This is a genomic window from Pedobacter sp. WC2501, assembly GCF_052682415.1.
In genome coordinates, this window is sequence record NZ_JBQZFI010000001.1 from 262,119 (window position 1) to 275,360 (window position 13,242).

Annotated in this window: 13 protein-coding genes; 9 read left to right on the forward strand and 4 right to left on the reverse strand. The window is 35.1% G+C overall.

The genetic code is table 11. The features are described from left to right. The first annotated feature begins 346 nt into the window (after window positions 1-346). The 7 genes from ACUN24_RS01180 to htpG all read left to right on the forward strand — a co-directional run bounded on the left by ACUN24_RS01180 (window position 347) and on the right by htpG (window position 6,876). Window positions 347-1,153, forward strand: a complete 807-nt coding sequence (locus ACUN24_RS01180; protein WP_445560888.1) for a hypothetical protein — start codon at window positions 347-349, stop codon at window positions 1,151-1,153. A 55-nt stretch (window positions 1,154-1,208) separates the two neighbouring features. Then, window positions 1,209-1,538: a hypothetical protein gene (locus ACUN24_RS01185; protein ID WP_445560889.1), complete on the forward strand. Its 330-nt coding sequence runs from the start codon at window positions 1,209-1,211 to the stop codon at window positions 1,536-1,538. Window positions 1,539-1,543: 5 nt separating this feature from the next. Continuing rightward, a complete protein-coding gene (locus tag ACUN24_RS01190) occupies window positions 1,544-1,951 on the forward strand; it encodes a hypothetical protein (protein WP_445560890.1) in 408 nt (135 codons plus the stop codon). A 153-nt stretch (window positions 1,952-2,104) separates the two neighbouring features. Then, entirely contained in the window at window positions 2,105-2,968 is an 864-nt protein-coding gene (locus ACUN24_RS01195; RefSeq protein WP_255562454.1) for an N-acetylglucosamine kinase, read from the forward strand. A 107-nt stretch (window positions 2,969-3,075) separates the two neighbouring features. Next, entirely contained in the window at window positions 3,076-3,468 is a 393-nt protein-coding gene (locus tag ACUN24_RS01200) for a response regulator (RefSeq protein ID WP_445560891.1), read from the forward strand. Between the two features lie 98 nt (window positions 3,469-3,566). Then, on the forward strand, window positions 3,567-4,304 hold the full coding sequence (locus ACUN24_RS01205) for a DUF4241 domain-containing protein (RefSeq protein WP_445560892.1): 738 nt from the start codon (window positions 3,567-3,569) through the stop codon (window positions 4,302-4,304). Window positions 4,305-4,989: 685 nt separating this feature from the next. Beyond that, window positions 4,990-6,876 (forward strand): molecular chaperone HtpG, encoded by a 1,887-nt coding sequence (htpG, locus tag ACUN24_RS01210; protein WP_445560893.1) that lies wholly within the window; start codon window positions 4,990-4,992, stop codon window positions 6,874-6,876. Window positions 6,877-7,017: 141 nt separating this feature from the next. Here htpG and ACUN24_RS01215 read toward each other — a convergent pair whose 3' ends face one another. Then, window positions 7,018-7,515 carry a type I restriction enzyme HsdR N-terminal domain-containing protein gene (locus ACUN24_RS01215; RefSeq protein WP_445560894.1) on the reverse strand — a complete coding sequence of 166 codons (498 nt, stop codon included), beginning with the start codon at window positions 7,513-7,515 and terminating at the stop codon, window positions 7,018-7,020. A gap of 21 nt (window positions 7,516-7,536) precedes the next feature. Further along, window positions 7,537-7,911 (reverse strand): hypothetical protein, encoded by a 375-nt coding sequence (locus tag ACUN24_RS01220; protein ID WP_445560895.1) that lies wholly within the window; start codon window positions 7,909-7,911, stop codon window positions 7,537-7,539. A 372-nt stretch (window positions 7,912-8,283) separates the two neighbouring features. On the opposite strand from ACUN24_RS01220, the gene ACUN24_RS01225 reads away from it, so the two are divergent. After that, entirely contained in the window at window positions 8,284-9,030 is a 747-nt protein-coding gene (locus ACUN24_RS01225) for a LytR/AlgR family response regulator transcription factor (protein WP_445560896.1), read from the forward strand. 5 nt (window positions 9,031-9,035) lie between these two features. On the opposite strand, the gene ACUN24_RS01230 is transcribed toward ACUN24_RS01225, so the two are convergent. Further along, window positions 9,036-9,185 (reverse strand): hypothetical protein, encoded by a 150-nt coding sequence (locus ACUN24_RS01230; protein WP_445560897.1) that lies wholly within the window; start codon window positions 9,183-9,185, stop codon window positions 9,036-9,038. A 141-nt stretch (window positions 9,186-9,326) separates the two neighbouring features. Here ACUN24_RS01230 and ACUN24_RS01235 point away from each other — a divergent pair, with 141 nt between their 5' ends. Then, on the forward strand, window positions 9,327-10,442 hold the full coding sequence (locus ACUN24_RS01235; protein WP_445560898.1) for a sensor histidine kinase: 1,116 nt from the start codon (window positions 9,327-9,329) through the stop codon (window positions 10,440-10,442). Here the strand turns inward: ACUN24_RS01235 and ACUN24_RS01240 are convergent. Further along, entirely contained in the window at window positions 10,439-13,237 is a 2,799-nt protein-coding gene (locus ACUN24_RS01240; RefSeq protein WP_445560899.1) for a thiopeptide-type bacteriocin biosynthesis protein, read from the reverse strand. The genes ACUN24_RS01235 and ACUN24_RS01240 overlap by 4 nt on opposite strands. Window positions 13,238-13,242: the final 5 nt, after the last annotated feature.

Below are 13,242 nucleotides of genomic sequence, written 5' to 3' on the forward strand. Positions count from 1 at the left end.
ACTCATTGAGCTAAGATGTCTAAGGTGGTCGTAAAATTAAAGACTACGCTGTTTAATTAAACACCTTAGACACCTAAGAACATCTAATTCATTAAATAATCCTTCAGGCTTTCACACCATATAAGGAATACAAGAACATGTAAGCTTATATCGTCCTTAAATGTTTTATATGGCAAAAAAATAACACTGAATATCAGCCATTTACATAAATGTCATTATAAGCAGGGCAGGCACTAGCTGAAGCAATCTTTTAACAGAGCATCTTAATCACTTTAGGATACTGATATTATAATTTTTGCGATTAACTAAAAAATTCGTTAAATTTATTACTGTTATCTATCGCCTAATGGAAAACAGTCTAATCAACACACTTCAAATGCATTTTGCATTATTGCAGAACCAACCTTTAACCGGTGGTATTGTTGCAAAAAACCTACGCATTACCGATAATGGCAGTGGTGAACTCAGTTTATATGGTGATTTTACCATTACCTTAAAAGTATTGGATTTAACCACAAATGGCGCACCTTACTTAAATAGTTTAATGACCTTTACGCAACAGGTCATTTCAAATAAGTTGCGGGGTGGTGGGTATAAAAGTGGAATTCGTTTTTTTAAATATAATGCTGCTAAAAGGGCTTTCGATTTTCACAAAAACCAAACCTATTCTATTCGTTATAATTTCAATTTCAAGGTTGATGTGCAACAAATTAGTATGTTGGGCCAACTTAGAGGAAACGATTTTGTATTGGCTGTTGTTGATAATATTGGATACCAATTTACTGATCAATATGGCAGACGAAATAATTCAGCTGGACTTACAAATGGAACTGGTGGGCCAGCTATAGTAAGTTACGATTACTGGCAAAAAAACAAATATGTAGGCGTTCATGAATTTTTTCACACCTTGAGTTTACCTGATATTGAAGATAACGGCAAGAAAAGCAGATTAATGTACCACCTTGGTGATAATATTGGCAAAGAGGTATCTGATACAGAAAAGGGGGATATGATGCAATATATTTTAGGTGAGATTAACAATATGACGAAAAATAATTATTCAAACATAAGCTTGAATACAGTAAACCGATTAAGAACATTTTTAAACGATTCAACCAATGGTTTCAAATATAATAAGGCTAAGTTTCGTTAATTTATTGCTAATTGCAATTCTATCATGCACAACTAAACCTAAAAAAACAACAAAAATGTCTGTCACAAAAAAAGTGATTGATACCTGTAGATATTATGCATATGATGCTCACCAAATTGTTTCTAATCTTGGTTGTTGGAACTGTCACCTAAGAATACTACCGGAACAAAAAGATGACCGTGGGTGGGCTACTTTTAATGATTTAGCAATAATGGATAGCTTAAAGCTTGTTAATTATACTTTTACCAAAAAACATAAAGGTTGGTTTAGTAAAAATGGACCATATAAAGACGCAAAAATGGATACATTAAGCGAATGTGAAATCAAAAGTGTCATCCGCTATATAAAAGACTCTGGAAGAGATATCCCAATGTCTAGCCAATAATAGTTATGCTTTCAAATAGAATAAAGCTAAGTTTAGGTAGTTTGTTATTTCTTGTAGTATTTGCATGTACAAACGGATCCAAAAACACTAAAAATATAACGCCAAAAAAAATAGTTGATACTTGTAGGTATTATAGGTATGATGCTCGCCAAATCGTTTCTAATCTTGGTTGTTATAACTGCCATGTTAGAACTGATGAAAGGTTATTCAAAATAATAACATTCAGCGAGTTATCTAAAATAGATAGCTTAAAAATAATTGATTATGCCTTTACTAAAAAACATAAAGGTTGGTACAGTAAAACTGGAACATTCAAAAAATCAAGAATGGATACTTTAAGTGATTGTGAAATCAAAAGTGCTATCAGGTATATCAAGGATTATAATAGAAATATTCCTATGCCAAACCAATAAATAATATGGATTCAAATATAATAAAGCTAAGTTTAGGTATTTTTTATTTTGGATACAAAGAATAAAAATGCATCAGTGGCGATAACAGCCCTGTAGACGTAACGAAATTATTTCAAGTATAAAATTCTATAATTAATTTTTATATTTAGTGCCATGATACTTGTTGCAGATAGTGGCTCATCAAAAACCGATTGGATGGGCTATCATAATGGCGAAACCATTAAATTTAGCACCCCTGGAATAAACCCTTATTTCTTAAGTGAACAAGAAATAACCAAGCTGATTTCTAAAAATGAATCTTTATTACAATATGCCGATGAGGTAAAAGAAATTTACTTTTTTGGAGCTGGTTGTTCTTCTCCCGACAAACATGAAGTAGTCTCAAATGGTCTGTCAGCCGTTTTTGGTAATGCTTTTATTTCGGTAGACCACGATCTTCTGGGTTCGGTATATGCGACCTGCGGAAATGCCGAAGGTTTAAACTGTATTTTAGGTACCGGATCGAATATCTGTTATTTCGATGGAAAAAAAATCCATGATGGACACCATGGCCTGGGCTATGTTCTTGGCGATGAAGGTTCTGGTACTTTCTTTGGAAAAAAAGTGCTTTTAAGTTATTTATACGATAAAATGCCATTAACGTTAGCTGCAGAATTTAAAAAGTCTTTCCCTGCAGAAAAAGAGCAGATTATTACCAACGTGTATCAAAAACCTTTCCCTAATATCTATCTGGCAGGCTTTAGCCGCTTCATGGCTGATCATAAGGACCATCCATTTATTCAGGACATTTTAAGAAGCGGATTTCAGGAGTTTGTAGATACGAATGTTAAAGATTACCCTAAACACAAAAATGTACCTTGCCACTTTGTAGGTTCTATTGCCTACTATTACCAGGATGCGCTTATCTCCGTACTGGTAGAAAATGGTATCGAGCCAGGTAAAATTTTACAAAAACCGATAGATGAATTGTTTAATTTCATTTTACATAAAGAAGGCATTATACAACAGGCCAGCTAAACCAAAATATACTTTGCTATAATAAATTGTTAAAATATGTTTAAGATTGTAAACATATCCACAAAAACTTTTGTTATACTTTTAACAGCATATAATTGCACACACATATGAAGAGAATACTGGTAGTAGACGATGATATTGAGGTTTTAGAAACCATACAATTAATACTGGAAATCGGAGGGTTTAAAGTATCAGCACTGAATAATGGTGAAGAGATTTTTAACAGAATTGAAAAATTCAATCCGGATTTAATCTTACTTGATATTTCCCTCGGGCATATTGATGGGCGTGTATTATGTGAACAGTTAAAATCGATTGAAAGCACTTCCAAAATTCCAATTTTACTTATTTCTGGCTTATACGATCAAAAAGATTTTACAACCTTAAACTACGGCCAGGACGATTTCTTGTCAAAACCATTCCAAATGGATGTGTTGCTTAAAAAGATCAGTAAAATCCTATCATTGGAAGAAGATAAACCAAGTTTTCATTTAAATTAATTTCCATTCGGATCCAAAATATTAGCCAGAAAGACTTTAATCTTCCTGGCTTTTTTATTTTTATCTTGTATTTATCTTAAAACAAAAAACTTAATATCATGAAACCAAGTGAAGAATGGTTGAAGACCTGGAATGAAAAGCGGAACCTGCTGGCTTGTCCAAACAACCTTGACGATTATTTCGAAGAAACAACTGTAGGAGGAAAAAAAATCGATCATCTTGAACTTGGCAGCGTTTCCATCCCAACAGGCGAGATTTTGGTACGCGATCCATTGGTTTATATACAAAAAGATGCCGAGCCTTATCTTATCAAAGTACCAACGGGCGAATTTCCCGTTACTGCCGCTGTGGTGCTGCCTGATGATGATGATTGTGCCCGTTATGCCGCGGTTAAGGTACAGTTTACCGCTCATGATGCCATCAGGTTTGAAGAAGCATTAATCGGAACGGAAGACCTTGTTGATTTTAACGAAGGCGAATTTTTCGGGTTTAATGTGGATGCGGGTTTAGGGTGTGTTTTAGATAAAGAAACGCTAAAACATTTCTGTGCTTTCCAGGATAAATTTCACAACGAAAATCCAGGCAAAAATCTATATGATGATCATTTCGCGATACTTTTTGCCGCTAACTACGCCGAAAACCCTATTTATCAACGCGAAGCCGGCGACTGGATCAACTGGAAAATCCCTGGAACAGATTATCACATCCCATTTTTCCAGAGTGGTTTTGGTGATGGCACCTACCCTGTTTATTATGGTTTTGATATTGAAGGTAAGGTGTGTTCGCTAATTATCCAGTTTATTGATATTGAATTGGCTTATAGTGAGGAAGCGTAGTGATAGATTACTTGTGGTCTGTGAGAACGCAGACCTCGGCATCAGCTTATGCTGAGGAAGAGTAAATTATGATTATTAATGATGGTCTGTGCGGCAATATCATAAGTTAAGCCTCGGCACAAGCAAAAATAATTTAACCACAGATAGGAAGGATGCACACAGATATGAAAATCCGTGTTTATCTGTGTGCATCTGTGGTTAAAAACCCTTATTTTCTTAACTTAAACACAGACCTCAGAATCGACTACAGAGGAAAAGGTCTTCGACTCCGCTCAGACTGAAAACGACTGTGCTTAACTTAACAACATAGTGGAAATAAAGACTATGGAATAGGCGCTATGAATGGAAACCCCTCCTACTGGCACAACACTACCTGATCTAAACCCGATGGTACGAATGCCCCCGATTTTCATCGGGGCAGAAGGTACAGCGGGACTAACGCGAATAGAAATACTGGCTTTGCTTTCCAAATCATTATTTAAACTGTGTAATAATAAAAACAAACTAGTGGTCTGTGAGACACAGACCATGGGATCAAGAGCAATTAACTGCCAATAACAAGAAAATCATTTACAAGTTAGATTGCGAAGCCAATGACGGATTCGTGCGGCTGTCATTTTGGCAAACAAATCCTTTTGGAACAACCCTTGTTATGCAGGATGTAGATTAAACAATTTATTTACATATGAGCATACAGGAAAAAGGAAATATCTCGATACATACCGAGAATATTTTCCCGATAATTAAGAAGTTTTTATACTCTGATAACGAAATTTTTCTTCGTGAGTTGGTTTCTAACGCAGTAGATGCTGTTCAGAAAATTAAAAGGCTAGGTTCATTAGGCCAGTTTAATGGCGAAGTTGGTGCACCACTGGTGCAAGTTTCGGTTGATAAGGATGCTAAAACCATTACCATTAGCGATAATGGCTTGGGAATGACGGCCGAAGAGATTAAAAAATACATTAACCAGGTTGCATTTTCTGGCGCGAGTGAGTTTGTAGAGAAATTTAAAGATGCTAAAGATGCCAATGAAATCATCGGTAAATTCGGTTTAGGTTTCTATTCGGCCTTTATGGTTGCAGATTTAGTGGAAATTCAAACTTTATCATACCAGGATGGCGCTGAGCCTGCACACTGGGTTTGTGATGGAAGTACAGAATTTGAAATTACTGAAGGTACTAAAACTACCCGCGGTACCGATATTATCCTCCATGTAAACAAAGATTCGGAAGAGTTTTTAGAAGAAAGCAAACTGCAGGAAATCCTTAATAAATACGCTAAATTTTTACCGATTCCAATTAAGTTTGGCACTAAAACAGAATCGGTTGAAGATGGCGTAGATGAAGAAGGTAAAGTTAAATATAATGATGTTGAAGTTGATAATATTATCAATACCACTAACCCAATCTGGACAAAAGCTCCTGCAGATTTGTCAGATGAGGATTATTTAAACTTTTACCGCGAATTATATCCATTTAGTGAAGAACCATTGTTCTGGATCCACTTAAATGTTGATTACCCTTTTAATTTAACAGGCGTATTGTATTTCCCTAAGTTGAAAAACGATTTTGAAATGCAACGTAACAAAATCAAATTATACTCTCGCCAGGTATTTATTACCGATGAAGTTAAAGATATTGTTCCTGAATTTTTAATGTTATTGCATGGGGTAATCGACTCTCCGGATATTCCTTTAAATGTATCGCGTAGTTTCTTGCAGGCTGACAGCAATGTTAAAAAGATCAATAACTACATTACAAAAAAGGTTGCAGATAAATTAGGTGAGTTATTTGCTAAAGACCGTAAAGCGTACGAAGATAAATGGAAAGACATTGGTCTTTTTGTTAAATACGGTATGATTAGTGAAGAGAAGTTTTACGACAAAGCTAAAGATTTTGCTTTGGTGGGAAATACTAAAAACGAGCTTTTCACACTTCCTGAGTATAAAGAAAAGGTATCTCCTTTGCAGACTGATAAAAACGGAACAGTAGTATATTTATATACAAACGATGCCGCGAAACAAGATGCGTTTATCCAATCAGCCAATAAAAAGGATTACGATGTTTTAGTGCTGGATTCGCCTATTGATAATCACTTTATTAATCAGTTAGAGCAAAAATTAGAAAAAACATCGATTAAACGTGTTGATTCGAGCGTTGCAGATAAATTAATTGAAAAAGACGAGCAGAACGAACATGTTTTAACTGAAGACCAGGTAAAAGAAGTAACGGCTATTTTTGAAAAAGCCATAACCAAACCAGGGATGCAAGTAGAAATTGTGGCTTTACATCCTGAAGAATTACCCGTAACCATCACTATGGATGAGTTTATGCGCCGGATGAAAGATATGGCTGCTATGGGTGGTGGAATGGGCTTCTATGGCCAGATGCCAGATAATTACAAGGTTGCCATTAATGGAAACCACAAGTTGATCAGCAAGATTTTAAACGCTGATGAAGCGGAACAAAGCACCCTGGCTAAACAAGCGGTAGATTTAGCGCTATTGGCACAGGGTATGTTAACCGGAGCAGAGTTAACCGCCTTTGTAAGCAGAAGTGTAGAATTAATTTAACAGGAAATCCTGTCATTATTTAGAGGGAGAAACTGAATCAGTTTCTCCCTTTTCTTTTGCTAAAGCGCATAAAAAAAGTCCTGATTAGATCAAGACTTTTAGATGAAAATTTTTGGGAACACTTAGATTAAATTAATATGGTTACCTTTTGGCTACTACATTAGTTTTATGATCTACATTGAAATAATCTTTATGATCTTCTATCATTTTAGCAATAGTAGCTGCTTTGGTATCCGTTATTTTAAACTCGAACAATGGCTCTTGATTTTTCTTTGATCTCACCATTTTCTCCGTATAAAAGCGGTACACTAAACCATTCGTTAGTAAACCATATTTCGCTTTAGTTTTACGGAAATATTTAGATAAGCGTGAATCGTGAATATCTAAATTATCGTTGTGGTGTTTACATTCAACGAGAATGGTAGGTTCACCATCTTTCATAATAGTGTAATCAACTTTTTTACTTTTTTTAACCCCGAAGTCTAAAACAGCTTCAGATTGAACCTCAGAGGGGTCAAATCCTAAGATTTGGATAAAAGGCATAACTAACGCATTCCTCGTTAAATCCTCAGATTGAACTTGTGGAAGCATTTTCTTAATTCTTACGGCAAACTGCCCGATTTCGTCTTTCAATTCCATATTGTTATCTATTTTAGGTAGTTAATTTTTTAAATTATACTGGTTGAATACCGAATTTGCAGTGATAATAATTTGGTCTAAACTTTGTTTATCAAAAAAGTTTCTATTCAACATATCAACCATATAAGTTAATTTGTTGATATCATTTACCTGCATCGTAAACTGAAAACTTTTCAGGCCATCTTTTATAGCCTGTTGTACATAGTTACGTACAACCAAAAAAGATTTTCTGAATGCATATTCGCCATCTAATTTGCCTTTAACAGGCTTTCTTCCATCAAGATTAAGATATTCATTTTGCATTCTCTGGTACATATCTGAATTGATTCCTTGATTTTTTAGAAGCCCCTTGTAATAGATTTTATTCAGTAAATACTCATATTCGTTGTTTTTCATTTGGATACTTGGTAGATGTAGGGAGAATATTTCTTTGCTTTTCGGTATTTCTTGTTTTTAGTAATCTAACCCAGTATTGTATGGCCTGTTTTCAATTTTATTATCTACAGGCTACACAAGATTGGGCAGGCAGATGTTTTTCACAATTAGTAGCTTTCGCCACTAATTATTTTGTTTTTGGCAAACAGTTTAAAGATTACAAAAAGAAAGGGTGCAGATAATTTTTTTACATCAACCATCCAGAATATTACACGAAACCCTGTCTTTTTCGATACAAAACAGAAGATGGAGTTTTTTTTAGGCGCAATTGTTAATTCAATTCAATTTTATTTAACTTGCATTCAAATCAAATAAACCCACATATTTATACTCATGAATCTAAAATGCGTTGTTATAGACGACGAGCAACATGCAATTGAAGTATTAACTGACCACATTGCAGAAATGCCTGGTTTAACAGTTTTTAAAACTTTTACCAGCCCTGTCCAAGCACTTACTGAGATAAGTATTGAGGACGAAATTGATTTATTATTTATGGATATTGATATGCCAGGAATTAATGGTTTGGAACTGGCCAAAAATATCAGGGAAAAAGCAAAATATTTAATTTTCACAACTGCTCATCCGGATTATGCCTTGCAAGCATTTGATGTACAATCAGATCAGTATTTATTAAAACCTATTTCTTTTGCAAAATTTGCATTAGGTATTGACAGGATCTTAAAAAAGGAATCAATTAATAGTAGTAAAACTACCACGAAAGAAGCTGATCAGGTTGCGGCCCTTTACATCAAGGGTGACCACAAATATGCTTTTTCCAACATCGCTATTGATGAAATACTTTACATCAAAGCACTCCAGAATTATATACAGATCATTACTAAATCTGAAATCCACACGACCTACCTTACACTTAAGGAAATTGAAAAGGCCTTAGAAAGCCACCCTTTTATCCGTGTTAATAAATCGAACATTGTGGCTAAATCGGCAATCAAAAAAGTAGATGGAAATATAATCCGTTTGGTAAATAATGAGATGATACAAATTGGCGAAGGTTATAAAGAAGCTTTCTTCGCCTATGTACAAAGTAGTTTATTAAAATCGAACCGGAATCAGTAAATATATTAAAATATAATATTGCTAACCGTTCCAGTCATAATGATTGTTTGACTTTGATCACCAGTTGGGTGTGTTGAAAAATTGTTTTGATCTTTAATGTTTTTATAAACAAAAATAGTTTTTTTAGCAAGTTTAGTTGTGTGTTGAACTTTCATGATATAATATTTTATGTGTTACTTATTGTTGTTATTAATTTATGTAAAGGTGCAACTCAAATCATAACGCAACCAGTTTTTTACACAAACCCCCATTTTTAGGAGCCCAAAACCTTAATTTAATATATAAAAAACAATAAAATGATTTTTTTTACCCTCAAAAAATTCTTTCAGAATTATAAACTTCATTTCTTAATTTGGGGAATTTATATCATTTATGAGGTATTTATCCTAGGTCTATTTTCAAAATCTTTTAAGCAGCCGGGAGTTTATATTATCATTTACGTAGCTAATATTTCTGTTTTTTATGGTTATTCTTTTTTTCTAAATAAGATACTAAACAAAAAAAATGACATTTTAAAAGTAGTAAAGATTTCGTTACTGATATTGTTAGCGAGTTTATTGTATACTTCAGTTACCATTTTATTAAGCGCATTATTCAGAGCAGTTGGATTAATTATAGTCCCGGCTCCACTGGCAATTGATATGGCTTTCATTCTAAGCTGTACTTATCGTTCATTATACTTCATTGGCTTCGCAACGGGTTATGTTTATCTTATTAAATCATTTCGGGATCAGAAGAAAGTAGAAGCACTGGAACGGCAGAACCTGGTTACACAAATAGAAAAACAGGCTTTAGAGAACGATCTGGTTCAATCGCAAAACAATTATCTGCGCAGTCAAATCAATCCACACTTTCTATTTAACACGTTAAACTTTATCTATAACGATGCCCGCAAAAAGGCACCCATGGCAGCAGATGCGATTATGAATCTGGCTGAAATGATGCGTTATGCCCTAAAACGCCCTGAAGCATCAGAGATGGTCCCGCTGAGTGAAGAAATTGAACAGATTGAACACCTGATCAATCTCCATAAGCTGCGAACGGCTAATAACATCAATCTGGAACTTGAAATAACGGGCGATATGTTTGGATTAAGATTTCCACCGCTTATCTTACTAACTTTGGTTGAGAACATATTTAAGCACGGAAATATTTCACACTCTACTCAACCGGCGATCATTAAAATCACTTACGAAAAAGACAAACTAAATATCAGCACCATAAACATGATTAATGATAATAAAGGCAAACAGACGGAAAGCCATCATGTAGGAATTGATAATATTGGCAAGCGCCTGAGTAGTTTTTATGGTAATGATTATATATTCAGGTATTACAAAGATCCACTTAACCGCTACATTACAGAAATAGATGTAACTGTAGTTAATCCATTGGCCAGGTTAAACCGCTAAATTTTTGTTGCATTCTGGCGCTGAATATCTTTTAGCATGAAATAGTAAATAACCATTTCATGCGTTCGCTGATCTTTGTTAAAGAGTCTGTTTACGTGCATGTGTATTAAATCGGTTAACAGCTTTAATGCATTTTCAGGAGCGCATTGTGTAAGAATCCTGATGAAAGAATCCGAAAATACGCTAAAGCCCTCTTCTTGTTCTGCTGTTAACGCTGTCCATTCTGTTTTTCGAAACTCCTGATAATGGATATTTAATTGTTTAAAATCAGCTGCATCTAACCGATGCTCTTCATTAAAGTTATCAGACATTAACCTCACGACCTTGTTGATGGACAGCTTATCTATAATGTTAGCTCCGATAAGTTTTGAAACCAAAAGGCTGCACAGTTTATATTTGTTGAAATCATCAGTCTGGGTTTCTAAAAGTGATATTACAAATGCACTATCTATAGCGAAGTGCCGTTCAACATCTTCAATCATATTACTGCCGTAACGTTCTAACTCTCGCTTATAGGTTTTAATCTGCACATCAGATACCAAACCTGAGTTTAAAAATGATTCCAGATCATCCATGAGCTTTGATATTAACAGCTGTCCATCCCCTGGATTGTTTAGTTGAACCCTAAACCGGATGTGGTTTCCATTTTCATTGTAGCGGATAAAAAACCACGATTTTACCTGATCTGCATGAGCATTTAGGAAGGGCACTATTACTTCCGTCAAAATCTGATCACTACGTTGCTGGTGGCAATAAATTTCGAAATAAAGCCATTCTTTACCTGGCAGGAAAAACCGCGTTATCCCGGTATTTGCTGATGTTTTATCCAAACCACGATAAATTTGTTCACCATGCCCCAAGCTTAAAACAAACTGTGCTAAATAGGGTTTGGCTGCTTCATCAACCACGATACTATTTTGAGGCAGTAACATTTCTTCAATATAGGTACTGCCATGTTTTTGTATGTATTGCAGAAAAGCATTTAGATCATCTTCGTTATGTAGCGCAAAGCATAAAGTTTGATCGGAGATACCTGCTTTAAAATATTCGCTAACGCCTAAACTGATCAGGTATAATTTACATTCGGCAATGGATAGGAACTTTTGATCGGATCCTAAAAGGGCTTCTTTTTTAATTTTCCATTTATTAGGGCTTAAAACTATATTTTGATATTGTAACCTTGGATAATAATCTAAATCAGGAAAAATAGTATCCAGCGAAAAGGAAAGATTTGTTTGTAAGCCTTGATGTTGCAAATCGCACAATAACCTGAATACAGAAAGATCTGATCGGATATAGTTATAAGCAGAAGCCATTCTTGGCACCAGCCGTTTATTGAGATGTTTAGAGCGAAGAATCAGCTCTGTGCCCCGCACTGAAATCTGTATATCATTTAAGGCAAGTGGAGATGCTGAAGTATCAAAATTTAAGATTGATAATTGATGTCCGTAAATCAGTTTGCGTCTGTTTACATTATCTACATTAGCTTCTACCATATAGGCCACATCAAAAAATAACACGTCTGGATTTGCTTGTTGTTCTGCTGCTGCAATGTCTTTTGCATACAGCTCTACATCATCGCATGCCATCGTAAATCTTCCATTTAATGCATTTGATGTTGCTCCACCGATCTGTTCGGCAAAAATCAAATCATCATGAACAGACATTACCATGCTGAATGAATTTGGTAAAGCTGCTGGTTTTTGATTCGGTGTCAAGACAAGTTTATTCAGATAAACTGCTTTGCCTTTCTCAAATTTTTGCTCAGTCAGGCAGGTTTTTAATGCTCTTCTAATATTTTCCGTCTCTGCTTTTTTTGGCGGCTTATTATTAAAGCGTGTGATAAATCCGCTATTTTGACCGGACTGCTCTAACTCATCGTATCCTACACCCATTTCAGGATCCAGCGCCAATAAAAGCGGTACTTCCTGATCTTCAAATTTCTTCTTAAACCTAACCTGGAACTGGCTAAGGGCATCACGATCTTTAGCAGGAATTATATTATGAAGCATGCTTATCAAACCTGGAATGGCCTGAAGCGAACGTTCATTAATCCCACCAGATAAAGCCCTGCGTTGCGCAATAAGATATTTTGGTAACTCAGCAGTAGCGGCAAGCCCTAATCGCTCAAAATAATCATCTCCGATAATATTGGGATCGTAGTTGGTAAAAACAAGCTGTAGATCATGCATATCCTCCAGCAAACCAAACAGTCCCTCTACTTCAGTATCACTTAAATTTAATTGTTTTACCAGATCATTAAGCCTGAGCGGCTTTAGGCAAGCAGTTAATATTTGTATTACAAAATCGTCTTGATCTAACTCGGCAAGTTCGAAAACACCATCGGTACAGGCTATATAGCGGATACTATTGGCTGTTAAATAATAACTGCTGTTACTAAATATGAGGCAGTTCTTTTGCAACAGATCTGCCAATGGCAATTGAATATTATTTTTGTGAGGCCAATCAATCAGTTCGCGCACCTTTTGAGTTTCTTCAATTACTATTCTACTTTCAGATGGCTTAATGGCATTATTTATTAAACTAAAACCAGCAAAAGTGCCATAAGGGGTCGCCCTGAATTTCGCACGGTTAAAATATTTCCAGATGGTAAAATGAACCTTAGGTGGAAGATCTTTGAGTTCGCTTGCATTTACTTCTTTTATGGTTTCGTAAAAGGCTGCGGAAGATATTGAAATGGCCAATTTTAATTCCTCCCAACAATCTGCCAGTTCGGATTGGTATGAAAATTTAGGTGTTCTAAAAATTACGGTTGGTTGGATATTTATCTTCATTGCAT